The organism is Mechercharimyces mesophilus (genome assembly GCF_059818345.1).
The window spans coordinates 1-24,084 of record NZ_JCBAPH010000008.1 but is presented as its reverse complement, the minus strand read 5'-3'; the positions used below and the strand labels follow the sequence as shown (position 1 = coordinate 24,084).

The window sequence follows — 24,084 nt, the reverse complement described above, 5'->3', positions numbered from 1 at the left end:
GAAGCAAGACATGGATACGACGGTTCGTTTAGAAACGGCGACCTTGGAAGGGAAAAATAAAATCCTTGGTTTCTGGCTTTATCTCGGAGCGGAGACAGTGCTCTTCTCCTGTCTGTTTGGTACCTATTTGGCACTGCGTACACACAACAATGGAGGTCCGACAACGCAAGAGCTGTTTCAATTGCCACTGGTAGCGATTGCGACTTTTATCTTATTAACTAGCAGTCTAACAAGCGTGTTTGGTGTGGTGGGATTGCACAAGCAAGATGTAACAAAATGCTATAATTGGTTGCTTGTCACCGTCCTCTTGGGGCTTTCCTTCCTCGGTCTAGAGATCTATGAGTTTTATCATTATGTCCATGAAGGGCTCTCGATGACGACAAGCGCATTTGGTTCCTCTTTTTTCACTTTGGTGGGGACACATGGTGCACACGTATTATTCGGTGTGACGTGGATTAGCTTCATCTTAATTCAGCTAAAATCACGTGGACTAACCACAGAGACCGCTCCCAAAGTGTATGTCGCCAGTCTTTATTGGCACTTTGTCGATGTGGTATGGGTCTTTATCTTCACTTTGGTCTACCTGCTTGGCACTTTAGAATAACGAAAGGAGAGAAAAAATGACCTCGATGGAGGCCTGGCACCAGTTCTTGCTTTTGGGCATGTGGAATTTGCCTCTTAATGTGGTCTTATTGCTACTAGGGGGGGGTTATTGGGGTTGGATGGAGCGTGATCGGAAACGGAGGCATTGGGAAAAACCAGTGACAGGAGGGCAACTCTTCTCCTTTTTGCTGGCTCTTCTCCTCTTTTATCTAGCAGAAGGAGGTCCGCTGGAGGTTTTGGGTCATGAATTGTTTAGTTTCCACATGGTACAGATGTCCCTTCTTTTTTTGATTCTTCCTCCCTTTATATTATTGGGCTTCCCTGCATGGATGTGGCGCTCTCTATGGACGAATGGAAAGACCCGCTGGGTTTTACAGATGGGAACCCATCCCATGGTGGCACTGGTTCTATTTCATGCGTTCCTTTCACTCTATCATGTTCCCCTCCTATTTGAAAAAGTGATGGAAGAGCCGTTCTTGCATAGTATGGCCCATCTACTTCTCTTTTTGACGGCTCTATTGATGTATTGGCCGGTACTTTGTCCTGTTCCGGAACTAGATAGACTAAGCGAGCTTCAGAAGGTAGGCTACATCTTCGCGGCTTCTGTATTATTAACTCCTGCCTGTGCCTTAATTATTTTCTCAGGCCACTTGCTGTTTCCATCCTATATGGGTTCCACCGTATTTCCGTCGGTGGTGGCATTAGAGGACCAGCAACTAGGGGGCGTCATGATGAAAGTGATTCAAGAGATCGCTTATGGTTCTGCCCTCGGATATGTGTTTTACCATTGGGCGCGCAAAGAGAAGAGGCGGGATCAGAAAGAGCAAGAATTGCGGACAAAGAACATATATCCGCGCCGGGTTTGACAGAATGGAAGGTGAGCAACAGCATAAGTCCCCCTACTCCTTTGTTTAGAGCAGGGGGACTATCGGGGATGGTACGCTGCCTAATCCCAATACATCAAAGAGAAGGCGATGATGATACTAAAGAGAAGCCCGGTGATCATAAAAATGCGTGGCATCCATGTTCCTTTTTCATTCAAATGCATAAAGGTGTACAGTTGAATGGAAACTTGGACCCAAGCAAGGACAAATATAATCCAGAAAACCGTTGCTATGCTGAAGTTTTCTGTAACAACAACGAAGAAGGATAGAGCGGTAAGCCCCAGCATAATGAAAAAAGAAAAGACAAGCTTTCCTCCACTAGCTGATGAAGATTCTGCCATAGGATTCCCTCCTGACGGAAAGAAGTACATCTTCATTATGTGAGGAGAAGTCTTTTCTTACTCCTGAGATTGCAGGATTTCCTCATCCTTATTTATCCATGGGAAATAGGGCAGTGCATGAGGGGAGGAGGTTCAAACAATCTCCATATCTGATAAAGCGAAAGGCGTTGCATCGCTAGCGGGGACTGGGTACACTCAAAAGAGTAGACAGGCTTCTTTGGGTTATGGGTGAAAAAGCAAACGTGCAAAAGGGTGTCTATTTTATAGATAGCGTGTCTAGATAAGGTGATTGGGTAGAAAGGATGTTTTATATGAGAAAGGCCATTATTTTAACCAGCATTATATTGCTTATGTCTGTTGTGATCATTATTGCCTTCGATAATGTAACATCACCAAAGGAGTCGCGAGTAGAAAATAGCGCCTCTCAGGAAGAAAATACACAAACCGAGCAAACAGAAGAAGAAGCACTAAATTGGCAGATTCCAGATTTTTCGTTAACAAACCAAGAGGGTGAAACAGTAACCTTATCCGATCTAGAGGGAGAGGTATGGTTAACCAATATGGTGTTTACGCGCTGTCCGGATGTCTGTCCACCCATGACAGCCAATATGAAGAAGGTGCAGGAAGAACTAAAGAATCAAGGGCTGGATGTATCGATTGTCTCTTTTAGTGTTGATCCTGAACATGATCGACCGGAAGTGCTCAAAGCCTTTGCTGAAAAGTATGAAGTGGATACATCCACTTGGAACTTCGTCACAAACGATGGGAACTATGAAGAGATGAAAGCTTTTCTAGAAGGAACTTTTCGTTCTCAAGTAGAAAAGCAGGAAACGGGATCTGAAGATATGCCTGTAACGGTATCACATTCAACACGCTTTTTCTTAGTTGACCAAGAAGGAAAAGTAGTAGATCTATACGATAATCTGAATCCCGAGACAGATGAGGTGATCTCGGACATTAAGTCGTTACAAGAATAAATCCACTTTCCCCAGTGTCATGTGATTTTATAGATAGAACAAGCCACTAAAATTTTCTCTCGTTTAGTGCTTTGAATAACCACATCTCCAAAAACACTTTTTCTTTCGTTCTTCAGAAGCGATCGCAAAGGTGTTTCTTTTATTTGTGTCTAAAATGTGAATACCAATAAAATAAATGAAAAAGTGAACTGAAAAATGCCTGGATGACCGAATAACTATATTGTAAGGAATCATATACATGAGTCGTAACTAGGGGGAAACCAGGTTGAAAAGAAGTTTTGCAGCAATCATGGCTTTAATGATGGTATTTGCCATCGTAGCACCAACAGCATTTGCAGAAACGGATGTAAAAATGTCTGTCCAAGTTGAGGATGCGAAAGTAACAGCATCATTTAACGATAAAGTTACAGAAGCAGAAGGAACTTGGTCTGTTTTTGTAGCTGATAATAAAGAAACAGCTGAAAAGATGGAAGTGGGTACCGAGTCAGCTAAATCAGAAGCAATTAAAGGTACCAAATTCGAAGCAACGATTGCAGGGCTAGAGGAAGAGGGCACTCACTTCGTTACTGTTAAATTTGATGGTGTGGTAGATGGAACCGAAGGCGTGCATCAGTCAGAGCAAGCGGTTGATGTGACGGTAGAAAAGGACACCACAGAGGATCAGAACACTGTTGTAGATGATGTGAAGAAAGGTGAAACCAACGAGGCTAAAGACGCTGAGAAACAGAGCGAGCTAAGCATTAGTGTTATGGATGAAATTGTAAAAGTTAAAGAAACCATAGAGGGTGAAGAAGTTGTAGCTGACGTGTTTGCGCGTATTCATGCACAGTTGGACAACATTCCGCAGAATGAAAATGGGGACCCTGAAGAAGTTAAAGGGGAATGGACCTTTGAAATTCGCGGGAAAGAAGCCCATATTCTAAAAAGTAGTCAAGATGGGAAGGCATATGCAGACTACACTTTGGTCAATTTTGATCATGAGTTCTTTTTGCTAGGTGGAGAGTCCTATAATGTTCATGTTATTTTTGATGGGGAAATTGGTGGAGAGAAAACAAAAGTAGAGACGGATTATCAATTAACACTTAGCGACATTAGAGCCTCTTATGACTATGCAAATGGTGAAAATGTGCTAACAGGAGAAATGTTTGAAGCAAAGTCAGTGACAGGGACATGGGAATTTGAATTGGAAAATGTTAGCGACGATGTATGGGATGAGATTACAAGACTTGAGGAAAGTGGCGCTAGCGATGAAGAACTGCAAGCCTACTTTGAGGAACACATCTATACCTATGTTGCCTATGAAAATGTAGAAGGTCTAAAGCAATCTCATGCCTTTAAGAATCTCGATGCAGGAACATACGTAGGTTGGGTCTACTTCACTGGGGAAGTAGATGGAGCAGAACGAGCTTACTATGATTATGTAGAGTTTGAAATTACCGAAGATGAAGGAATTGTTGTACCGAAAACGGATGAAGAAGAAAATACACCTAAGGTCGTTGCTCCTGGTCAAGATGGAGAAACCATTAAGGAGAAAGTAGCTAAAGGTGGTAAGTTGCCTAAAACCGCATCGGAAGAACCAAAAGGCATGTTGTATGGTTTGATCGCAGCAGTTGTTGGTTTGTTGGTGCTTGGATTTGTTTTCCGCAAACGGCTATTCGGTTTGTTTCGCTAAGAATGCCTAGTAGTAGAATGATTTGATTGATCTTTTCTAATCGATTAGCAAGGGGTTGGTCGCTGAGCAGCTGTGCTCTGTGGCCAATCTCTTTTATTTTCGCTCTCGTCAGCGTGATGATCCTGTGCTAGGATATAGGTGCGATGGATGGATACGTGGATTCGCTTGTTGGACATGAAAAGTTGCCTCGCTCTGTACTTAAGAATAACGATGAATATATGTGAGGATGTTGGCGGATGAGAGCATTGTTTGCAGTGATTGGTAGCGCGCTCTTGCTTGGTGGGCTCTTTCTCTTTTTTAGCAATGGCATTTCCTTCTGGGAACAAACGAGAATTGCAGAGGTAGATGTTACGGAAGCACGCAAGGTAGATGATGAGTGGGATCGGAAAGAGTTACAGCCGGTGATCGAAGGAAGTGAGCAAAACTTAAACCCTGAAAAGGGAGAGAAAATAGGAACGTTGATTATTCCTCGTGTTGGATATACTTTGCCGATAGTAGAGGGAACAGGGCAAGAAGAACTGAAAAAAGGTGTCGGTAGAGATAATCATGAGGGAATGGTATTCCCGGGAGAACAAGGACATGCCGCTTTGGCTGGTCACAGAAACACCGTGTTTTCCGAGTTGCGTGAACTGGAAAAGGGCGATCGCATCTATGTTGAGATGAACGGACAAAAATTCACCTATCAGATCCATGAGGAACCTTTTATTGTGGACCAGTTTGATACGAATGTGTTGGTTCCTAAAGAAGAGGCTACACTTACCCTGATTACGTGCTTTCCCTTCGATATGTTGGTTGAAGCGACTGAACGGTATATCATCGAATCGAAGTTGATTAAAGTGGAATCGATAACCTAAAGCTTTTAATAAAATACCCCCCGATCCAACAGGATCAGGGGGTATTTCACTTTCCTTGCGATATCCACTTCTCGATTGGTATTCTGAAGAGATCACTGTCTATAAACAAGTTACTCCGTTGAGATAGATGGATCAGCTTGCACTTTATCTGGGATAATTTGCAAAAAGTGAGCTTCTAGGTTTCCGAGTAAAGAAGAGATTTTGTCTGCCTCAGTCTCTTGCTTGGAGAGGAGGAGTTCTTCCTTATAGACTCCTAGCAACTCTTGTAAGTCCTCATTTCCCTTTTTCGTGAGTGGTTGAAGGCTTACTTTTGCTCCCTTGGCGATACGACGTTGTAGCGCCTCTGCATCTAGCCCCATTTCAGGCTGGAGTCGAAGGTAAACCACGCCTCCGGTCATTCCAGCACAGATCCATGGGCCAGGGTCGCCCAGAACCACTGCGCGTCCTTCTGTCATATATTCGAAAGCAAAGCCTTTAATATTAGCCCGATTTCCAAGCAAACCGAGTTCGTCACGACGAGGCTCTTCTGCTTCCCCTCCGATAATGACATCGGCACCAGAGAGGCGGATACCGGCACGGGAATCGGCATTTCCTTGGACAATGAAAAGCCCTTTCTGCGCTCCATAGCAGAAGCTTTTGCCCACAGAACCGTTGATATACTTTCCTGTGGCATTCGGAGATTTCAGGATGGAGACCCTTCCGCCAAAGGAAGTTTTCCCAACACCATCTTGAGCTCCACCATGTACGACAACGTTGATTCCATCGGCATGGAACGCAGCAAAGCCGTTTCCGGGTACGGACCCTTCCGTAAATTGCAGAGAGGTTTGGGGAAGCTTATGATAACTACCATCCAAACGATTATGAACGCGTGCACCCGATAAGCTACTGACGAGGACACGTTCGGCACAATGTGCCCCCGTATACGTATGACTACCGCCTTCGTCTACAGACACTGTTTCTGCAAGGGTGGCTTCTGCTTTTCCGCCTGCGGCTACGAGCATCTCTGATTGCATAGCGACGGCGACTTCGGATCTGTCAATCTCCTTCCATACTTCGGGGACAGGGCGTAGAAGTTCATCGAGATTTAATCGATCCAACTCCCGCGTTTGCACAAGCAGATCAGAGCGACCAACGAGGTCTTGGGTACGCTTAAATCCGAGCTGTGCAGTTAAACGTTGTACCTCTTCACCAAGTGCACCAAAAAGTGTCATCAACCCTTGTACTGCCATCTCCGATTCACGAGGGACAAAACGGCGTAGACCGTGTTCTTTCGCTTCTTCTTCCGATTCGATCTGAGTAGCAATACCAACATGGCAGGTATCCAAGTGACAGCCACGACAGCCAGTACAACCAATCGCCATCATAGCTAACGTACCAAAGCCGATGCGGTTGGCCCCGAGAAGGATCATTTTGATGACGTCCAAGCTGCTTTTGATGCCTCCATCTGCCCAAATCTCGACTTCACTCCGTAAGTTTGCTTCGACCAGAGCAGTGTGCGCCGCTTTAACCCCAACTTCCGCAGGCAAACCGACATGCTGAAGCGCATGGATACGTGCAGCACCAGTCCCTCCGTCAAATCCACTTAAGGTAATGATATCGGCTCCTGCTTTGGCAATGCCGACAGCAATGGTTCCAATGTTAGGCACGATAGGTACTTTGACAATGACTTTCGCCCGATTGTTTGCCGTTTTTAGTTCTGTAATGATTTGTGCCAAATCCTCGATCGAATAGATATCATGGTTGTTGGAAGGGGAGATGAGATCAACACCCGTATTGGCATTCCTTGCTGCGGCTACTTTCTCTGAGACTTTTTTTCCGGGAAGGTGTCCACCCTCACCTGGTTTTGCCCCTTGACCAATTTTAATTTCAAGGATGTTAGCAGAGTTGGCTAATTCAACATTCACACCAAATCGTCCAGAAGCAATTTGATGACCACGCGTTCGTGGGTATTTGCCTAACATGTCTTTGATTTCTCCGCCCTCACCGTTTAAACTCACCATGTTTAAGCGATCAGCCGCTTCTGCATACGCACGGAAAGGAATTTCTCCCTGTGAACCAAAGGACATTGAGCTAATTGCAAACGGGAGGCTATGTTCTCCAATAGAGATGTCCACGTCAGCTGGTTCTGTCTTAGAGGAAGGGTTATCCTTTAGGTCGGTTACATGGCGTAAACTGAGCGGGTTTTTCCTCTCCAGTTCTTCAATCTTATCCGCGAATTCGCGGTAGCCGATTGTACCGGCAGCTACTTGGGTGATCGGCTTCCATAAGCGTGGCCACACATGGAACGTACGAGCAGGACGCACTTTTTCTTTATGATAATCTTCATAACGATCGAGAGCGTCTTGATGAAGATCTGCCCATGACGTTCCTGCCCCATTGGTACCAGCATAATTAACAATCTGTAGGACATCGGCAATTTCTGTTTGGAGGCCGATAGAAGAAAAGAGACGGGCATAGCCACGTAACTCATGAATTCCAATGGTGGATATGATCTTTTCTAGTCCTTTATTAATAGCTTCATATAGTTGTCCTTCGGATTTCTCCTCTTTATCCACGATACTAGCAAAAAGAAGATAGGGGGCAACAGCATCCGCTCCTAGTCCGAGTGCAACAGCAATATCATGCAGGTTACGAATAGCGGCGGAGTGTAGAATGAGGCTCGTTTCCCGGCGCAGATTTTGCTGTCCATTTGCTGGGGTAGCCAGCTTTAAGGCCTGATCGATCTTAGATAGAGCGAGGTGTGGATCTAAGAAAAGTTGCTCCTGTTCATGGCAATCCTCATCGCTTAATATCAGACAGCTTTTACCAGAGTGTACCGCATGAGTAGCTTCTTCTGCCAATTGGTCTAATCTTTCTGGAATGCTTTGCTCTTTCGTATAGGTTAAGGAAAGGGTCGCTACTAGATCATGATTTGTAAAGTAATGAACGACATCTTCGAAAGAACGGGTACCATGAAGGTTAGCAATTTCTTCTGATTTGGTGCCCTCAATTAAAATAGGCGAAGGGATTTCCACTAAAGCCTGTGATGTGTTTGTCTTACCTGAATAGATGGCTGGACGTTTTCCAAGAAAAACACGAGTGGAGAAATGTTCTTGCTCCCGTTCACGGTCAATCGCTGGGTTTGTAACAACCGCCACGCTTTCCTTGATAAAATCAGGGATGTTTTGTCTAGAATCGGCTAGGCAGGCCAAAGGACCATCATGTCCAAGGGAGCGAATCGGATCACTTCCTGTATCTGCCATTTGCTCTACCATTTGAATATGCTCGCGATCCCAACCAAATGCGGCATACGCTTGATCTGTGGCAACAGGAAGAGAGGATGCCGATGGAGTCAGCTCTTTCTTCGCTGGTTGTACTGAGATTGGATCCAGGGAGACTCTCTGACTTGCTCGCTCATAGACAAGCTGTTGCAATTCATGATGCTCGACGATTACAGGTTTTGATGATAACTGTACACCGATGGTTTCCCCTGGGGCGAGTGGCTTTGGTTCAGCCACCATCTGATGAACGGGGATAATCCCTTGTTCAGATGAAAAATAGAAGGAACGCTCGCTTTCCACAAACCATAAGGGACGTAAGCCCAGAGCGTCTACACTAAATGCACATTCATCTTGATAACGTGAAACAATCCCAGCTGGTCCTTGGGCAAAGGGGCCCCATGCTTGTCGGTAATAAGTATATAGCTGTCCAAGAGACGGGGGTAATTGCTTTATTTCATGCTGAATGGCTGGAAAGATGATTTCGATTGCTTCGAATAAAGAGAATTGATGACGATGAACCAGTGTTTCAATCACACGATTCAAATCTTGTGAATCACTTCCAAATGCCGTTAACGGAATATCTAGCATACGAGCCTCATCGCGCAATTTAGAGATGGTATTGATCTCACCATTATGCCCGAGTAAAGAGAAAGGCTGTACGCGTGAAAAGTTTGAAAGTGTATTGGTAGAGTAGCGATTGTGCCCTATTGTCGCTTTCGTCTGGAATTCATTTTTTGTTAAGTCTTCATAGTATTTTGGTAGTAAATTAGCGGCTCCCATCGCTTTGTAGACGACGGTGCTATTACTAAAGGAGACCACATGGAGTGGGAAATCAATCTCCAATTGGATCGAGAAATCGAAACAGTGGCGTGTGATATCTGATGTCTGGGAGGACAGTAGTCCTAACTGCCAAAAATGAGGTTCATCTCTGCGCCCATTGCTCCCTAGGACTTGGCTATAGACACGATCTAAATCTTCATGTAATATATGGTATCCATTCTCGTTTAAACGTTCACGAATGGAGGTCTGGATTTCCTTTATATTTTCTGCTTTTGAGATAAAAAAGTGTGCGACAACGAAGGAATCCGAATAAACAGGTGTGGATTCTTTGTTTTGACTAGCTAATTTTTGTGCCCATAGTGCACGTGGAATATCGGTTAAAACTCCTGTCCCATCTCCTTCACCATGGGTAAAACCGGAACGATGCTCCATTTTGACGAGGGCGTCGATCGCATTAAGCATATTTTGATAAGTGGGCTCTCCGTTTTTCTCAATCACGGCGACAATGCCACAACTGTCGTGTTCCTCTGCCAATAGATTTTTAAATTCTCCGATATGTTCTTTTGTATTCATCCGTTTCGACTCACCTCTAATCATAAACATTTAAAAAATTCCTTGTTTAAACGTGCTGTGGGTATGAGCGTGTACGCACAGATAAGTAATAATAGAATAACATGAAAATTGTTTGGGAACAAGAAGAGGACTCAATGATTATTCATTTTGAGAGGGGATAGATCTGTGATAATAAATGCGCGCTTGGCACAACTGTACTATAACAGAATAGTATTTTCAAGGTTTTTAACTGTTATATAGAGAAGTGAAGATACGATAGAAAGAAAGCGCTTACATCATAATTGAATAAAAATACATAAATCATGATTTATTTGCATTTAAATATCTATACAATTTTATAGATGTATAAATAATATTTACCATATAAAGAGGAGGCAACTAGATCGCATCATAATTTTCTTGCTATTTTATTCAATAAAATAGCAACCGTTGATGAGATCAAGGTTGCTATTAGGGGATTCGGTTTGAGATTCATTTTGCTCGCTAGGTGTACGAGTTGGATAGATCTTCGTTATTGGAGTCAGGCTCGTTGGTATTGATCATGTGTCTAGCTGTTATGACGAACCGGCTCCACATCTCTTCCCTATCTTTATCTGTTATCTCTATTTCATCCATTGCTTTGCGCATACACTCAAGCCATGCCTGCGCGCGGGATGGGGTGATGGGGAAGGGGAGGTGACGTGCACGTAACATGGGATGCCCATGTTTAGCAGAATAAAGTCCAGGACCTCCGAAAAACTGGGTGAGAAACAAGGCTTGTTTGTCGATCACCGGTTGAATGTCCTCTGGAAAGAGAGGGGCTAGTGCTGGGTGTTGTTGAACCCGTGCATAGAAGGCATGAACGAGTTTAGTAATCGTGCTTTCCCCGCCGATTCGTTGGTAGAGCGCGCTTGGTGTGTCGTCGATCAACTTGGATCACTTCCGATCAAATGTTTTAGCTTTTTAAATGATCTCTCCACGGCAAGAAGGGTCGTATCGATATCACTTTCCGTATGGGCCGTCGTTAGGAACCAAGCTTCGTACTTCGAAGGAGCTAAGTAAATTCCTTCGTCTAGCATTAATTTGAAAAACTGAGCAAATAATTCCCCATCTGTATCTTGTGCATCTTTATAGTTGACGATCGGGTTTTGACTAAAATAAATGGTCAAAGCCCCACCGATGCGGTTGATTTGGATCGGGATACCGTGCTTTTTGGCAGCTGAGGAGATTCCCGTCTCTAGTTTCTTTCCAAAACGGTCCAGTCGATCGTATACTCCGGGTTGTTGCAGACACTCTAAACAGGCAATTCCTGCTTGAACGGAAAGGGGATTTCCGGCCATTGTCCCTGCTTGATAGGTAGGCCCTGTAGGTGCAATTTTATTCATAAGTTCCCGCCTTCCCCCGTAAGCGCCAATGGGTAGACCTCCCCCGATAATTTTTCCTAAAGCGGTCAAATCAGGTTCTACCTCATATAGGGTTTGGACGGCTCCGTAGTGAAAGCGGAACGCAGTAATCACCTCATCATAGATGACGAGGGAACCGAAGTGATGAGCCAATTCATTGATTCCTGCGAGAAAGCCGTCTATAGGTGGGACAATACCGAAATTACCAACTAAGGGTTCCACCAGGACGGCGGCTACCTGATCTCCCCATCGTTCCAATGCCTCTTGGAGGGCATCTAAATCATTATAAGGGACGGTTATCACTTCACTGGCGATACTTGCAGGAATGCCTGCACTGTCGGGGATCCCTAAGGTGGCAGGTCCAGAGCCGGCTTCAACTAATACCAGATCAGAGTGCCCATGATAGCAACCAGCAAATTTAATGATCTTATCTCGTTGGGTGACGGCGCGTGCCAAGCGGATCGTGGTCATTACAGCTTCTGTTCCAGAGTTGACAAAGCGAATTTGTTCCATTGAAGGAATGGATTCTCGAAGCATTCGGGCAAAATGAACCTCTTTTTCTGTAGGTGTGCCGTAGAGAGTTCCCGCGGTGGCCGTTTGTACGATCGCTGCCGTGAGGACGGGGTGGGCATGACCAAGGATGATGGGACCAAATGCTCCTAGATAATCAATATAGCGATGACCATCTTCGTCCCAGAAATAAGCACCTTTGGCTTTTTTCATAAATACGGGACTGCCACCTCCAACACCTTTAAAAGAACGTGACGGGCTATTGACACCGCCAACGATAACCTCTTGAGCTTCTTGGTACAATTTTTCTGAGCGGTGACGTAACAATCGTGCTCCTCCTCAAATCATTGGTTCTATCTTATTCTATCGACTCTTTTTTTCTACCTGCAAGAATGCCTAGGATAACGGTGCAAGGAATTGACATATAAACCTCAAAAACATCCATGAAAGTCTGTGAGAGAAAGCGGAAATATGGTATTCTGACAAGGAGATCATCTCGTTTTCGACAATTCCGATGTCCCTCTGTATAATACGTATTACGAGAATGTGTGTTTTTGGAGGAGAGTCCAATGGCTTTCTTTAAAGTGAGGGATCAATATAGAGATTATCTGGTAGAAGAAGTTTATCTACTCCTTGATGGAGAATGGGCAATCGCTCAGCAAAAGGATAAACGATACCTGCTACATCAAATCCCGTTAGTAAAACAAGCTCCACCACGATCGATCCAACAATACTTAGCGTTAGAAGACCCGAATCTGATGCCAGTGATCGAAGCCTATACAGAAGATCGGTCGCTTATTCTGATTCACGAATATGAGAAGCTTCAATTACTAGAATCGATTGTAACACAACAACCGTTAGAAGAAGAACAAGTGATTGAATGGGCAAAGCAACTGTTGCAACTAGATGCTAAGCTAAAAAGCCAACCTTTACCCATGTACTTTCTTTTACATCCTCGAAATGTAGCATTAACGGAAACAGGAAATTTGCGCGTCTGCTCTTTTGGAGTGAACCGTGTTACGGAGCAGAAGCAGCAAAATGATTGGGGAACCTTTTTCTACATATTGGTGACAGGGGATGTGGGTGTGGATCGTCTGAAAAAGATTCCGCCTCAATCTTCTGCTTCAAAATATATGATTCGTTTGATGCAGAAGTGCCTAAAGAACGATTCGGTGGATGATATTTTATCCCAGATCGAGTCCTATGAAAAGAAAAAGTATGGTAAAGGTTTCTTAGGAAGGTTGTTTGGAGGCTCTTCTGTGGAAGAAGGTAATGAAGTAAAAACAGAAGAGAAGCAAGAACCACTTCTTCCTGATCCTACTCATCAGGGAGAAACTATTCTGCAAGCAGATCAAGAGATGCGTAATGATGAACCAGAGAAGAAAGAACGTGCACAACAAGAAAGAGAACGTTTGGAAAAAGAGCGTTTAGAAGCAGAGCGACGAGCTCGTCTCGAAGATCAGGAAAGTCGAGAGAAAGAGAGTCGCGAAGAAGAAGCGCGCTTGGAAGCTGAGCGTAAAGAACAAGAGCGTCTCGAGGAAGAAGCACGCTTGGAAGCTGAGCGTAAAGAACAAGAGCGCCACGAGGAAGAAGCGCGTCAGGAAGCTGAGCGTTTAGAGCAAGAGCGTCGTGAGGAAGAAGCACGCCTGGAAGCTGAGCGTTTAGAGCAAGAGCGCCACGAGGAAGAAGCGCGCTTGGAAGCTGAGCGTAAAGAACAAGAGCGTCGCGAGGAAGAAGTGCGCCTGGAAGCTGAGCGTAAAGAACAAGAGCGTCGTGAGGAAGAAGCACGCTTGGAAGCTGAGCGTAAAGAACAAGAGCGTCGCGAGGAAGAAGTGCGTCAGGAAGCTGAGCGTAAAGAACAAGAGCGTCGCGAGGAAGAAGTGCGCCTGGAAGCTAAGCGTAAAGAACAAGAGCGTCGCGAGGAAGAAGTGCGCCTGGAAGCTGAGCGTAAAGAACAAGAGCGTCGTGAGGAAGAAGCACGCCTGGAAGCTGAGCGTAAAGAACAAGAGCGTCGTGAGGAAGAAGCACGCCTGGAAACCGAGCGTTTAGAGCAAGAGCGTCATGAGGAAGAAGCGCGCTTGGAAGCTGAGCGTAAAGAACAAGAGCGTCGCGAGGAAGAAGCGCGCCTGGAAGCTGAGCGCATAGAACAAGAGCGTCGTGAGAAAGAAGCGCACTTGGAAGCCGAGCGTTTAGAGCAAGAGCGTCGTGAGGAAGAAGAAGCGCGCCTGGAAGCTGAGCGTCGAAAACAAGAGCGCCGCGAGGAAGAAGCCCGTTATAAGGCAGAACGTCTAAAGTTGGAAAAGAAAGCTCATGAGGCGTTGGCAAAGCAATTTAGGGAATACAACGATCACATGACGGATTAAATGGAGAAGAAGCTCATCTTAATAAAGTTTTGTGCGATCTAGCGCATTCAACGCACATAAATACAATAAGGGGCTAGCTAGTTTCCCCATTTCAATAGAGTATAGAAGAAAGGAGGAGTGAATAGGATGCTACAAAAAGCGTTAGCTAGCTTTGGTGTGGGTACAGCCAAAGTGGATACCCGTTTGGAGAAGAAGGAGTACTGTCCAGGAGAAGTGGTTAATGGCGAAGTTTTTGTTCGGGGTGGGCAGGTAGAGCAAAGAATTGATGATATCTATTTATATCTCATCGCTCATGTCGAAAAAAATGAAGAAGTGGTCCCCTATGCATTAAAGAAAATTCGCTTATGTGAAAGTTTTCTCATTCAGCCGGAAGAATACAAGATTGTCCCCTTTAAAACAAAATTGCCGTATGAAACACCCATGTCGACTGGGCGTTTCCCTGTCCATTTTAAAACTGGATTAGATATTAAGTTGGCGGTAGATCCCAGTGACATTGATCGCATCCAAGTAAATCTCCATCCCGCTGCCGATAAGATGATTAATGAAATCGAAGAAGCTGGATTTATATTGAAGCGCGTGTTTTGTCAGCGGGAGAGAGGTCCAGTCGAGTTTGTTCAAGTCTTTCATTTTCGCCCTTCCGGTCGTTATCATGGTTTTGTGGATGAATTAGGGGTGGTATTTACGTTCGATGGAGAAACCATGCGGATGGAAATTGATATTTTGCGTGGTTCGCTTACCTTAGCCAGTACATTTGCTTGGGCGATCGATCACCCGGAAGATTCGTTTAAGGTTAACGATGAGTTGCAAGAAGGTCAGCGTGCGAATCCATTTGAGAGCATTAAATCGTTATTAAGACAAGAGGCACCAAGTAGAGGAGGAAGCTAATATGTCTTTTTTTTCGAAAGCGCTGGCTAGTATTGGTATCGGATCGACAAGAGTGGATACACGCTTAGAAAAGTCTCAGTATCGTCAGGGAGAGACCATCCAGGGAGAGATTTTTATTCAGGGAGGGCAGGTATCCCAAAAAATAGACGAAATTTATCTATATCTCATCGTTCGCTATCATGAAGGAGATGCACAGAAAGAGTTTGTTATTGATGAATACCGTATCTCGGAATTTTTTGAGATTGGACCGCAGGCAAGCCGTTCTGTTCCCTTTGATATCCAGCTTCCCTATGATACTCCTTTGACTACGAGCGGAACGCACATCTACTTAAAAACCGGATTGGATATTCAAGTCGCTGTGGATCCCAGTGATGAGGACGGGATCGAAGTATTGCCACATCCAATGGTGGAACGAATCATCGGCGCCATTGAGAATATTGGATTCCATTTAGACGAGGTAGAGTGCGAATTGACGAACCACTATGCTCGTTACCCATTTGTACAAGAGTTTCAGTTTGAACCTAACTATGGATACCGTCAGGATATAGATGAGCTAGAGGTCATTTTTCATGTGAGTGAGAACAAAGTAGATGTGGAGATGGAAATTGATCGTAAAGCACGTGATTGGATGGGATCATTGGAAGAAGCACTGGAGTTAGATGAAAGGATTGTGCGTTTTCCAATTACACCGGAAGAAATAAATCGAGAGTCGTATACACTAGAGAACAAGATTAAGGCCATTTTGGAAGAGAACTTGTAAATTGAATCATCAACAGAAGAAGTTGGATTTTAAAAAAAGCGGTCGAAGTGGATGGAATAACACTAGCCGCTTTTTTGTCTTCCCCTTTCGAGATCGGTTTGATGTCAGAAATACTAGCGACTACGGTTTGCTACTAGCTTCTTTTCCTGTAACCACATTCCCCAATTCTACATTATTCTCTCCCTCTTGTAGTTTTTCCATTAAGTGCTCCACGCTTTCTGCATCCCCATTGGTTGTTAGTCCAACATTTAAGGTTCCAGTAAGGTTATCAATATTTAGTTCCTGAATCTTATATTCTATATTTTCAATGACGAGTGGCTTTATTTCACTGATTTTGTTTCGAAGCTCTGTATTCTCCTGCTTTATTTCTGAAATCTCTTTCTGTAATTGGTTAATACAATCCCATAGATAAGCATTCATTTCTTCTGTCCCTCCTGATTGATTGGGATATTGATAAAGTATATGGGAAAAGCAATGTTTTTGAACTGGCAAGCTGAGAAGAATGACACTTTTTTTCTGTAGGCGAATAAGATGTGTATACAGGAGAATGATCAAAGTAGCATCAGGAAGGGGGGAGCGCTTCCAGATGTATGATCCGCAATCTTTTCAAAAATGGAGTCTACTTGCGAAGAAATTTTTTGGCGAAGAGTTTTGGTCAGAAACCATGGGAGATGGCATGGGGATGATTAGTGGACCAAAAGTAGATGTATATCATACACAGACCGAGGTTATTGTTTTGGTGGATATGCCAGGTATAGAAGACGTTTCTCAGGTATCTTCACGTGTAGAAGATCAGACGCTACATCTCAAAGGAGCATACGGGACACGTTATGCTAACTATGATGCCGTTATTCGCGAGAGAGAGACAGGTGCTTTTGAAAGGGATATTGATTTGAATGTTCCTGTTACAACCAGAAATTGTTCTGCCTCATATAAGAAAGGGATTCTGGAGATCCGGCTGAAGCGACTTCAGTCGGAATAGTCTGTTCACAGGATTGTTCCCCTTCACATAGGATGAAAGTAATGATGGAGGAGGGGTGAGCGATGGCAACGATCAACAATATATTTAATTTAAAGATCCAGAGTGTTTCCAGTGCGGGTTCTGTCAACTTCGGAAATACCATCAATATTGGAGCGGAGAGTAACAGTAAATCGTTGGGTGGCTCATCCCCGATCGGTGACTTTGCCAAGAATATTGACTTTGAAAGGAACTTGGAGATTGATCCAGATGTATTTGATCAGTCCCGTTAGTGTATTCATCATGCTGGTCGTGCAATTTGAAGAGGAGGGGGCCTGGTTTGTTTAGCATAAAAATCTTTTCCGTTAATGTTGAAGACGTGAGTGATGCTGGGTCCGTCAACATTGGGAATACGATGAACCTTGTAAATAAAACGGTACAGAGAGAAGAGGCGCCTCCTTCCACAGGAGAGCCGCCTCTTCAAAAACCCGTGTCACCTTCTCCTCCATTACCGGAAGCAGAAGTTCCACAAAACCCTGGGACCATTGGACCACCATCTCCCGCAAAGCCCAGTTTGATGGTCACCCCTCCATTACCTTACACGCATTATTACCCTTACCCTATGACTGAATCAGCTCCAAACATAAAAATAGGTATCTACACGGATAACGAAAGTTTGTGTAGAACCGATTTGTGGTAATATGAGAGTAAGTGAAGTGTGGAGGTGTTTAGTATGTTAAAAGAAGGAGATCAGGCTCCTCAATTTAAGTTGCCAGCTTCAAATGGCGAAACGGTTTCTCTTGCAGACTTTCAAGGTGAAAAGAACGTGGTTATATACTTTTATCCAAAGGATATGACACCAGGATGTACCACCGAATCTTGTGATTTTCGTGATCGCACAGATGCGTTTGCCGATTTGGATACCGTAATCTTAGGAATTAGCATGGATGATCTGGATTCTCATGCTAAATTTATTGAGAAACATGGTTTGCCCTTTTTGCTACTGAGTGATACAGATGGTGAAATCTGTAGGGCTTATGGAGTGTATAAGGAGAAAAATGTGTTTGGAAATAAAAAGATGGGCATCGAACGTTCCACCTTTATCATTGATAAGGAAGGGACAATCGCAAAAGCATACAATAAAGTAAAAGTGGATGGCCATGTAGAGTCGGCTCTGGAGTTTGTAAAGGACAATCTCTCTTCCTGAGACAGTGATTCTTCCTTTATACATATGGTGACGGTAGGCGGAGCATTTTCGCCTACCGTCTTTCTTTTGTATAATGGAGTACAAGTCCAAATATAGAATGGAGAAGGACAGATGAGGCCTAAACCAAAACGCGTACAAACGCGAAAAATATTGGATATTCTGGCTGAGATGTATCCAGATGCTCATTGTGAATTAGATTATCGAAATCCCTTTGAATTACTGATTGCGACGATACTATCTGCACAATCGACAGATCGTCAGGTGAATAAAGTAACAGCAAGTTTGTTTTTACAATATCCTACTCCACAAGATGTGATTAAAGCAACAGAAGAAGAGTTTGCGGAGGCGATTAGAGGTCTGGGATTATACAGAAACAAAAGTAAAAACATCCTGAAAACTTGCTTCATCCTTGTGGAACAATATAATGGACAGGTACCGGATGATAGGAAATCATTAGAGAGTTTACCTGGAGTGGGAAGAAAGACGGCCAATGTCGTTTTAAGCAATGCCTTTGACGTACCAGCCTTAGCGGTAGATACACATGTGCAACGTGTAGCGAATCGGCTAGCGATGGCCGATAGTGAATCCCCTCTGGAAACCGAAAAACAATTGATGAAGCGTGTCCCCCGCTCAGAGTGGACAATGACTCATCATCGCATCATTTTTCATGGGAGACGTATTTGCTCTGCTCGCAAACCAAAATGTTCAGCGTGTGACCTATTGGCTTATTGTTGGTACGGAAAACAAGCGATTGATTGACAAAGAGGCGATATTCGCATTACACTAATAATAGGCATTCTTAAAAGAGAATTATTATATCAGACTGGAATGCTCGTAGGTGGTGAACGGGATGGCATTGTCTGAAATGGAAAACCGCGTCGAACTGGCAATTAAGCAATTGAAGCAGAATGGCGTTCGTATAACACCGCAACGGCATGCTATTCTTGAGTATCTATTAGAAACCGAGGGACATCCGACCGCAGATGACATCTATCGAGCGCTTGAAGGAAAGTTTCCCAATATGAGTGTAGCAACGGTTTATAATAACTTACGGGTATTTAAGGAAGCTGGCCTAGTTAGAGAAATGAACTTTGGTGACTCTTCCAGCCGGTTTGATGCGGATATGCGTGATCATTACCATGTCATCTGTCATGAGTGTGGAAAGATGGAGGACTTTGAATATTCCTCGTTAAAAGCGATTGAAAAAGATGCTGCGAGGCAGACTGGCTTTGTGGTTGATTCTCATCGTATGGAGCTATATGGCTGGTGTCCATCTTGCCAACGGGCAAAATAAAAATCCCCCTTTGCTTTGTAACTGCAAAGGGGGATTTTCTATGCCTGTGCGGCGATTGCGGGTTCTTGAATGGAATCAGTAGGCTCATAGAGTGAAGCGATGGTGTTTTGATAGTTTTTTTCCACCTGAGAAATACGAATTTTGAGTGTGGGAGTAAGTTCCCCTCTATCAATGGAAAAAGGTTCTGTCAGAATAGCAAACTTCTTAGGCTTCTCGTATGGAGCAAATCCGTCTAATAGTCGATCCATCTCCGATTGAATCAATTGACGAACATGTTCGGATGTTGTCCATGTATCAGGGGTAGATTCTGACCAACCTTGCTGTGATGCATACGCTTTCAAAACTGAAAAGTCAGGAACAATTAAAGAAGATACATATTTGCGGTTGTTTCCGATAACGGCGGCTTGCTGAATAAAGCGACTAGCAATAAGTTTTTGCTCTACTCCTTGAGGGGAAACATTTTTCCCGGTGGATAACACGAGAATACTCTTCTTGCGATCGACAATCTTGATCACACCACCAGGCTCAATTTCCGCAATATCCCCAGTGTGAAGCCAACCATCTTTAAGGGTTTTTGCTGTCTTTTCAGGAAGCTTGTAGTAGCCCATCATAATTCCAGGACCTCTAACGAGCAACTCTTGATCCTCTCCTAAGCGCACTTCGGCTCCCGGACAAGCTTTCCCGACAGTGCCTGGGCGTGGATCGGTTAAGCGAGTACAAGCGATCAGTGGTGCGCTCTCTGTCATACCATACCCTTCGACAACAGGTATCCCTATCTGGGTGAAAAATCGGCATATATCTGAATTAAGTGGGGCTCCTCCTGAGACCATAACCCGTAGGTTACCACCTAATTGGGCACGAATCTTCTCGAAAATCAGTTGTTTGACAAGCATGTATTTCCATTGAAGCTTTAACGGAACCGGTGTTCCAAAAGCTTTTTCAAGGTATTCGTAGCGCTCTTGAGCTATTTCCATTCCCCAATTAAATAACCGTTTTTTGATTGAAGAACCGTTACGTATGTTTTCATGAACTCCTTGGTATATCTTTTCAAAAAGACGAGGAACGCTAACGACCAGGGTTGGGCGTACTTCAAGTAAGTTGTCAGATACGGTATGAATGCTCTCGGCATACGCAATACAGCCTCCTTGATACATCATACCGAAATGGGTGACCGTACGTTCAAAGATATGGGAGAGCGGGAGAATAGAAAGTGTTCGATCATAATGATGGACGGCAACCAACTGTTGCATGGATTCGATATTACTTAGAATGTTGCCGTGCGAAAGCATGACTCCTTTTGGCTTTCCTGTTGTTCCTGATGTAGGAACAATCGTCGCTAAGTCATTTCGCGTGCTCTTTTTCCATTCCTCAGGGAAGGGGGAGTTCATGCCACTCTGTTTTAGCTGTTCAAAGGTTATCGTGCTCTCCTCATGGGTAGGTTTTTCATTACTCATTAATATCTTTTTCTTCAAGTGTTGTGGCCACTTCGTTACTTGCTGCATTCTTTCGCTATCCTGAATAAAAATCACATCAACATCTGTTTCCTCCAGGATATAGGTTACTTTCTCTCCTAGTAATGTGGGATAGATTGGAACGACAACAGCGCCAAGACTTAAAATAGCAAAGTCTGCGATTAGCCACTCAGGGTTATTTTCTGAGAAGATGGCCACTTTATCTCCAGCTGATATTCCTAATTTTTTTAAACCAACTGCTATATAGTTGATGTTATCCCACAATTCCTGAAACGAACGTGACTGATAGGCTCCGTTTTCTTTCCACATTATTGCTTCCTTGTCTGGATACCGACGAGTAGAATGATGCAACATCTCCACTAGATTTTGCGGTAGCATAGTTTACCTCCCGATTACCTCTTACGAGAATGAGTGATTCATATGAATAAACAATCACTTTAGAAAGAACTGTCTTAACAGAAATGAAATCGTTTTCAACTTGTTGTATAAAACAGCAACGGAATCTTTTATAGGTATTATAACGAATGTAAGGCGAAAAATGAACACTTTTCGACGGTTTTTGTGTTGTGTGGGGTTGAAGGGTAGAGTAATCCTATAAAAATAGTACGTAATTTGCTAGGAGGAGAATCTCTGAATATGTACAAAATATAGTGAGAAAACCATTTACAACTCTATGTTTCCATAATATAATCGAATCTGTACAACCCAGGAAACACCTAGAGAAGGAAAGTTCCACCGAGGCTGTGCGAAAGTTATTCAATTAAAAATGGTGACATCAACTATTGGAATGGGTACAAGCAAATTTGAGGAGGAAATCGATTGAAGAGAAGAAATATCCCTACTCTTTTGTTATTAGCAGTCTTTGGTTTTATGACAGCGCTAGGCTTTGCGTTGAGTACGCCGGCTTTTGCGAATCCTGATACCCCGGGTAACCCAGAAAACCCAGGCGACCCGGATAACCCAGGTGAACCGGATACCCCAGGTGAACCGGATACTCCAGGTGAGCCGGATACTCCAGGTGAACCGGATACTCCAGGTGAGCCGGATACCCCAGGTGAGCCGGATACTCCAGGTGAACCGGATACTCCAGGTGAACCGGATACTCCAGGTGAACCGGATACTCCAGGTGAGCCGGATACTCCAGGTGAGCCGGATACCCCAGGTGAGCCGGATACTCCAGGTGAGCCGGATACCCCAGGTGAGCCGGATACTCCAGGTGAGCCGGATACTCCAGGTGAGCCGGATACTCCAGGTGAACCGGATACAGATCAAGGTAGCCAAGACGACGATCGTTCGACAGATTCTTCTTCAAACCCAACACATAACCCTAACAATACGACCAACGAGTCCACTGCCACAACACAGGCAGGGGCTGGCTCACAGTCATCCAACACATCGGATCACATCTTGCTTGCTAACGGTTCTGATTCCGAAGAAGATGAATCCAGTGATACCGATGAAGAGGGTGAAGAGGAACCCGAAACAGAAGACGGTGGCAAATTGGCGAAGACAGGTGCCAGTCCACTTCCTATGTTGTTGATGGGTCTAGGCATGCTCGGTATGGGTGGAACCTTATTGACACACTTTCGCAAAACGGTTTAAACCGTGCGACAAGCAGGCTTTCTGATTGGGTTGTGGTTGATGTTGCTAGGTAGCCTTATCACCACGGAGCAAGTACAGATCTGGTGGACACAACAGCAATCGATCAGTGAGTGGCGTATGGAGGAAGCAGAAGCTTTAAAGATGGAAGAGGAAGTACTGAAGCTTCTTCCAATTACGTACTTACGAGAGCTCCAACCAGATGAGGAAGCCTCATCTCCCAAAAGCATTACTTGGGAGCACCGACCTTCACGTGGGGAAAAACTGGGTCATATTCAGATCCCAGATATAAAAGTGGATATCCCTATTGTTGAAGGAACGGGGCAGAAAGAGTTAGCGATGGGCGTAGGACATCATATAACTTCTGTCTTGCCTGGTGAGCCGGATAATGCTGTTTTAGCTGGACATAACAATACAGCGTTTAACGATTTGGGTAAATTAAAAGAAGGGGACAAGCTCATTATTAAGTCAGAGGAAGGGAAGTTTACCTACGAAGTGGAGAAAATGTGGGTGACTCGGATGGATGATCGCACAGTGATTCGTTCGCACGATCGTCCGATCTTAACGGTTTACACTTGCTACCCTTTTAATGAGTTTGGCTCCCCTGAACGCTATATTGTCCAGTCTGGATTGGTCAAGGTGGAATGACCTTGTGTCCAAAAAAACAATGAAGGCAGGCGGGAAATCACCCCGCCTGCCTTCATTGTTTTTTCTTTCTGAGTGGGTTTCTTCTTGATACCATCTAAGTTTCTGTTACAAACAAACGGATTTAGATCCCCATCCGACCCTCTCATGTTTAGGAGGGGTTAACACGAGTTTTCTTTCTTTAATACTTGGTAACAACCCTACCGTTTATTTCTTTCCATCGCTTTCTTCCTGGTCTGCCGTAGACTTGGGTGCATATTGGGGATCGACAGATAAAATAGCTTTGCAGTACATGCACTCATCTGTTTTTCCAAGTAGTTTGGTCGTTTTTCCACATTCCGGGCAGATTATTTTGGGAGCGCTTGTGGAAAGAGTTCCGATCCAGAAGTAGATTCCGACACTGGCGAATACGGCAAGAAGTCCTGCTAGGAAGAAGAAAGGCATGGCTGTTGGCCATAAGAAACCAAGATACATAATGCCAAACCCAACAAAAATCAGAAGCAAGGCGAGCGTACGAATTTTATTTAATTTGCCAGATAGCATAATAGGACCTCCATTTAAGTTTCACTTTGAACAGTATATCACGCCATGAGCATCGAGATAAACGAACGATTCGTGAAGGTTGAAGGAGCCTACCTTCTTCTATACACATCTCAAAGCCGCCTTTCTTATGAAAGCTTCACCTTGATGAAACTCGATTTTACGAGCTCATTCCTAAGAATGAATAGAAATGGGTGAGCGGTTTCTCTTTGAGAGACTCTGAGCTTATCAATCATAAATGAAAGGAGAAGTCGCCACCTAACACCGTTACAAGAGAATCTGACTCCCCACGGTGTCTGTTGTCAGTTAGGTGGCGTATGGAGGTAGGACAAGAATATTTTTAAAAAAAGTATTGACTCCCCTCTGAGAAGGTGGTATTATAGATCTTGTCGCCACGAAAGAGTGGCACACACAACCGCCGGATGGCGGGATAAAGAGAAATTGTTCCTTGAAAACTGAAGAGCGAAAGATAGACCCAAGTCAATGAAATTTGAGCAATCAAATTCTTTTATGGAGAGTTTGATC

The 24,084-nt window shown here is 44.2% G+C and carries 24 protein-coding genes; 16 read left to right on the top strand and 8 right to left on the bottom strand.

Going from position 1 to position 24,084, the window contains the following annotated elements; genetic code table 11:
• Positions 1–10: 10 nt before the first annotated feature.
• Together AC6RGY_RS16005 and AC6RGY_RS16000 are read left to right on the top strand one after the other, a co-directional pair.
• On the top strand, positions 11–604 hold the full coding sequence (locus AC6RGY_RS16005; RefSeq protein ID WP_499864755.1) for a cytochrome (ubi)quinol oxidase subunit III: 594 nt from the start codon (positions 11–13) through the stop codon (positions 602–604).
• A 16-nt stretch (positions 605–620) separates the two neighbouring features.
• The gene (locus AC6RGY_RS16000) at positions 621–1,469 is read left to right on the top strand and encodes a cytochrome c oxidase assembly protein (protein ID WP_499864706.1); all 849 of its coding nucleotides are present in this window, start codon (positions 621–623) and stop codon (positions 1,467–1,469) included.
• Between the two features lie 80 nt (positions 1,470–1,549).
• Here the strand turns inward: AC6RGY_RS16000 and AC6RGY_RS15995 are convergent, their stop codons facing one another.
• Positions 1,550–1,828, bottom strand: coding sequence for a cytochrome C oxidase subunit IV family protein (locus tag AC6RGY_RS15995; protein WP_499864704.1), 279 nt, complete (start codon positions 1,826–1,828; stop codon positions 1,550–1,552).
• 311 nt (positions 1,829–2,139) lie between these two features.
• Between AC6RGY_RS15995 and AC6RGY_RS15990 the strand changes: the two genes are divergently transcribed.
• Together AC6RGY_RS15990 and AC6RGY_RS15985 are read left to right on the top strand one after the other, a co-directional pair.
• Positions 2,140–2,805: an SCO family protein gene (locus AC6RGY_RS15990; RefSeq protein ID WP_499864701.1), complete on the top strand. Its 666-nt coding sequence runs from the start codon at positions 2,140–2,142 to the stop codon at positions 2,803–2,805.
• 265 nt (positions 2,806–3,070) lie between these two features.
• The gene (locus AC6RGY_RS15985) at positions 3,071–4,477 is read left to right on the top strand and encodes a hypothetical protein (RefSeq protein ID WP_499864699.1); all 1,407 of its coding nucleotides are present in this window, start codon (positions 3,071–3,073) and stop codon (positions 4,475–4,477) included.
• Between the two features lie 44 nt (positions 4,478–4,521).
• Here AC6RGY_RS15985 and AC6RGY_RS15980 read toward each other — a convergent pair whose 3' ends face one another.
• The gene (locus tag AC6RGY_RS15980) at positions 4,522–4,653 is read right to left on the bottom strand and encodes a hypothetical protein (RefSeq protein ID WP_499864697.1); all 132 of its coding nucleotides are present in this window, start codon (positions 4,651–4,653) and stop codon (positions 4,522–4,524) included.
• 60 nt (positions 4,654–4,713) lie between these two features.
• On the opposite strand from AC6RGY_RS15980, the gene srtD (AC6RGY_RS15975) reads away from it, so the two are divergent.
• A complete protein-coding gene (gene srtD, locus AC6RGY_RS15975) occupies positions 4,714–5,331 on the top strand; it encodes a class D sortase, LPxTATN-specific (RefSeq protein WP_499864695.1) in 618 nt (205 codons plus the stop codon).
• A 110-nt stretch (positions 5,332–5,441) separates the two neighbouring features.
• On the opposite strand, the gene AC6RGY_RS15970 is transcribed toward srtD (AC6RGY_RS15975), so the two are convergent.
• The 3 genes from AC6RGY_RS15970 to AC6RGY_RS15960 all read right to left on the bottom strand — a co-directional run bounded on the left by AC6RGY_RS15970 (position 5,442) and on the right by AC6RGY_RS15960 (position 12,163).
• The gene (locus AC6RGY_RS15970; RefSeq protein ID WP_499864693.1) at positions 5,442–9,974 is read right to left on the bottom strand and encodes a glutamate synthase-related protein; all 4,533 of its coding nucleotides are present in this window, start codon (positions 9,972–9,974) and stop codon (positions 5,442–5,444) included.
• Between the two features lie 453 nt (positions 9,975–10,427).
• The gene (locus tag AC6RGY_RS15965) at positions 10,428–10,850 is read right to left on the bottom strand and encodes a globin domain-containing protein (protein WP_499864753.1); all 423 of its coding nucleotides are present in this window, start codon (positions 10,848–10,850) and stop codon (positions 10,428–10,430) included.
• On the bottom strand, positions 10,850–12,163 hold the full coding sequence (locus AC6RGY_RS15960) for a glutamate-1-semialdehyde 2,1-aminomutase (protein WP_499864691.1): 1,314 nt from the start codon (positions 12,161–12,163) through the stop codon (positions 10,850–10,852). Before AC6RGY_RS15960 ends, AC6RGY_RS15965 begins: the two co-directional genes overlap by 1 nt.
• A 242-nt stretch (positions 12,164–12,405) precedes the next feature.
• Here AC6RGY_RS15960 and AC6RGY_RS15955 point away from each other — a divergent pair, with 242 nt between their 5' ends.
• From AC6RGY_RS15955 to AC6RGY_RS15945, 3 genes are all read left to right on the top strand, one after another.
• Positions 12,406–14,199 (top strand): hypothetical protein, encoded by a 1,794-nt coding sequence (locus AC6RGY_RS15955; protein WP_499864689.1) that lies wholly within the window; start codon positions 12,406–12,408, stop codon positions 14,197–14,199.
• A gap of 126 nt (positions 14,200–14,325) precedes the next feature.
• On the top strand, positions 14,326–15,084 hold the full coding sequence (locus tag AC6RGY_RS15950) for a sporulation protein (RefSeq protein ID WP_499864687.1): 759 nt from the start codon (positions 14,326–14,328) through the stop codon (positions 15,082–15,084).
• 1 nt (position 15,085) lies between these two features.
• Positions 15,086–15,844, top strand: a complete 759-nt coding sequence (locus tag AC6RGY_RS15945; protein ID WP_499864685.1) for a sporulation protein — start codon at positions 15,086–15,088, stop codon at positions 15,842–15,844.
• Between the two features lie 120 nt (positions 15,845–15,964).
• Here AC6RGY_RS15945 and gerPC read toward each other — a convergent pair whose 3' ends face one another.
• Positions 15,965–16,264, bottom strand: a complete 300-nt coding sequence (gene gerPC, locus AC6RGY_RS15940) for a spore germination protein GerPC (RefSeq protein WP_499864683.1) — start codon at positions 16,262–16,264, stop codon at positions 15,965–15,967.
• Between the two features lie 127 nt (positions 16,265–16,391).
• On the opposite strand from gerPC, the gene AC6RGY_RS15935 reads away from it, so the two are divergent.
• From AC6RGY_RS15935 to AC6RGY_RS15910, 6 genes are all read left to right on the top strand, one after another.
• Positions 16,392–16,826 carry an Hsp20/alpha crystallin family protein gene (locus AC6RGY_RS15935; protein ID WP_499864681.1) on the top strand — a complete coding sequence of 145 codons (435 nt, stop codon included), beginning with the start codon at positions 16,392–16,394 and terminating at the stop codon, positions 16,824–16,826.
• 62 nt (positions 16,827–16,888) lie between these two features.
• Entirely contained in the window at positions 16,889–17,095 is a 207-nt protein-coding gene (locus tag AC6RGY_RS15930) for a spore germination protein (protein ID WP_258841097.1), read from the top strand.
• A gap of 47 nt (positions 17,096–17,142) precedes the next feature.
• Complete coding sequence (locus AC6RGY_RS15925) at positions 17,143–17,502, top strand: hypothetical protein (RefSeq protein ID WP_499864678.1); 360 nt, start codon at positions 17,143–17,145, stop codon at positions 17,500–17,502.
• A 33-nt stretch (positions 17,503–17,535) separates the two neighbouring features.
• A complete protein-coding gene (gene bcp / locus AC6RGY_RS15920; protein WP_499864676.1) occupies positions 17,536–18,009 on the top strand; it encodes a thioredoxin-dependent thiol peroxidase in 474 nt (157 codons plus the stop codon).
• A 111-nt stretch (positions 18,010–18,120) separates the two neighbouring features.
• The gene (gene nth, locus AC6RGY_RS15915) at positions 18,121–18,768 is read left to right on the top strand and encodes an endonuclease III (RefSeq protein ID WP_499864674.1); all 648 of its coding nucleotides are present in this window, start codon (positions 18,121–18,123) and stop codon (positions 18,766–18,768) included.
• Positions 18,769–18,865: 97 nt separating this feature from the next.
• Entirely contained in the window at positions 18,866–19,303 is a 438-nt protein-coding gene (locus AC6RGY_RS15910; RefSeq protein ID WP_499864750.1) for a Fur family transcriptional regulator, read from the top strand.
• A gap of 38 nt (positions 19,304–19,341) precedes the next feature.
• Here the strand turns inward: AC6RGY_RS15910 and AC6RGY_RS15905 are convergent, their stop codons facing one another.
• A complete protein-coding gene (locus AC6RGY_RS15905) occupies positions 19,342–21,153 on the bottom strand; it encodes an AMP-dependent synthetase/ligase (protein WP_499864672.1) in 1,812 nt (603 codons plus the stop codon).
• A 441-nt stretch (positions 21,154–21,594) separates the two neighbouring features.
• Between AC6RGY_RS15905 and AC6RGY_RS15900 the strand changes: the two genes are divergently transcribed.
• Complete coding sequence (locus AC6RGY_RS15900; RefSeq protein ID WP_499864670.1) at positions 21,595–22,377, top strand: hypothetical protein; 783 nt, start codon at positions 21,595–21,597, stop codon at positions 22,375–22,377.
• Between the two features lie 3 nt (positions 22,378–22,380).
• Positions 22,381–23,022: a class D sortase, LPxTATN-specific gene (srtD, locus tag AC6RGY_RS15895; protein ID WP_499864668.1), complete on the top strand. Its 642-nt coding sequence runs from the start codon at positions 22,381–22,383 to the stop codon at positions 23,020–23,022.
• Positions 23,023–23,226: 204 nt separating this feature from the next.
• On the opposite strand, the gene AC6RGY_RS15890 is transcribed toward srtD (AC6RGY_RS15895), so the two are convergent.
• The gene (locus AC6RGY_RS15890) at positions 23,227–23,562 is read right to left on the bottom strand and encodes a YgzB family protein (RefSeq protein WP_499864666.1); all 336 of its coding nucleotides are present in this window, start codon (positions 23,560–23,562) and stop codon (positions 23,227–23,229) included.
• Between the last annotated feature and the right edge of the window lie 522 nt (positions 23,563–24,084).